Origin of the sequence: Rhizobium rhizogenes NBRC 13257 (genome assembly GCF_000696095.1) — a bacterium.
GTDB lineage: Bacteria > Pseudomonadota > Alphaproteobacteria > Rhizobiales > Rhizobiaceae > Rhizobium > Rhizobium rhizogenes.
In genome coordinates, this window is sequence record NZ_BAYX01000048.1 from 1 (window position 1) to 1,178 (window position 1,178).

2 protein-coding genes are annotated in these 1,178 nt (G+C 60.4%); both read left to right on the forward strand.

Annotated elements, in window-relative coordinates; translation table 11 throughout:
- A partial coding sequence (locus RRH01S_RS33060) for a carbohydrate ABC transporter permease (protein WP_042477862.1) occupies positions 1–549 on the forward strand: 549 nt, incomplete at its 5' end.
- 11 nt (positions 550–560) lie between these two features.
- The coding region (locus RRH01S_RS33065; protein WP_042477863.1) for an ABC transporter ATP-binding protein at positions 561–1,178 on the forward strand (618 nt) is incomplete at its 3' end.

Sequence of the window (1,178 nt, forward strand, 5' to 3'; positions counted from 1 at the left end):
TTCTCGCCGACCAAGCGCACCAAGGACATCCTGATGTGGATGCTGTCCACCAAGATGATGCCGCCGGTCGGCGCCTTCATCCCGATCTACCTGCTATTCCAGGGTTTTGGCCTGCTCAACAATCAGTTCGCCAGCCGTCTCGGCATGGTCGTCGTGCTGATGCTGATCAACCTGCCGATCATCGTCTGGATGCTCTACACCTACTTCAAGGAAATCCCCGGCGAGATCCTGGAGGCGGCCCGTATGGATGGGGCGTCGCTGGCAAAGGAAATCATCTACGTGCTGACGCCGATGGCGATCCCCGGCCTTGCCTCGACGATGCTGCTCAACATCATTCTCGCCTGGAACGAGGCCTTCTGGACACTCAATCTCTCGTCCGTCGATGCGGCGCCGCTCAGCACCTTCATCGCCTCCTATTCCAGCCCGGAAGGCCTGTTCTACGCCAAGCTTTCGGCGGCATCGACGATGGCGATCGCCCCGATCCTGATCCTTGGCTGGTTCAGCCAGAAACAACTCGTCCGCGGCCTCACCTTCGGCGCGGTTAAGTAAGGAAGACAAACATGGGTAGCATTGTCCTGAAGAAGGTTTCCAAGGTCTTTGGCGAAGCCAAGGTCATTCCTTCCATCGACCTCGAGATCAACGAAGGCGAGTTCGTCGTCTTCGTCGGCCCGTCCGGATGCGGCAAGTCCACGCTGCTGCGGCTGATCGCCGGCCTGGAAGATGTCTCGGGCGGCCAGATCCTGATCGATGGCAAGGACGGCACCAATCTGGCGCCGGCCCAGCGCGGTCTTGCCATGGTGTTCCAGTCCTATGCGCTCTATCCGCATATGAGCGTTCGCAAGAACATCGCCTTTCCGCTGAAGATGGCGAACATGCCGCAGGCCGAGATCGACAAGAAGGTCGCCGACGCCGCGCGTGTCCTCAATCTCACCGATTATCTGGAGCGCAAGCCGCGCCAGCTTTCCGGCGGCCAGCGCCAGCGTGTCGCCATCGGCCGTGCCATCGTGCGCCAGCCCAAGGCCTTCCTGTTCGACGAACCCCTGTCGAACCTGGACGCGGCGCTGCGCGTCAACATGCGTCTCGAGATCAGCGATCTGCACCATCAGCTGAAGACGACGATGGTCTATGTGACGCATGACCAGGTCGAGGCGATGACCATGGCCGACAAGATCGTCGTG